The following is a 251-nucleotide window of genomic DNA, read 5'->3' on the forward strand; positions in this document are numbered from 1 at the left end:
ATTTCAATTTATTTTCCCGCCTGGGGGCGGGAAAACTCTGCCGAGGGCTTTTCTCCATGCAAGATGGTCAAGACTTCTTGCATGACTTTTACGTTTTTCCACAGTCTGAGCATCCCCCGGAAGCCATTGCTTCCGGGGGATGCTCAGACTGTCGAAAAACTTCCAAAACATCCCCGCATCTGGTAAAATGGTATCAGATGTGGGGGTGTGCTTTATGGAGCAATGGAGAAAAGATTCACGAAAAGAGGCCG

General features: G+C 48.6%; 1 protein-coding gene. It reads left to right on the top strand.

Going from position 1 to position 251, the window contains the following annotated elements; genetic code table 11:
* Window positions 1-186 (top strand): hypothetical protein (locus H9X86_RS12305; RefSeq protein WP_204901766.1); only part of this gene is annotated, 186 nt, incomplete at its 5' end.
* Window positions 187-251: the final 65 nt, after the last annotated feature.

Origin of the sequence: Pseudoflavonifractor capillosus, from assembly GCF_016902575.1 — a bacterium.
Lineage (GTDB): Bacteria > Bacillota > Clostridia > Oscillospirales > Oscillospiraceae > Enterenecus > Enterenecus capillosus_A.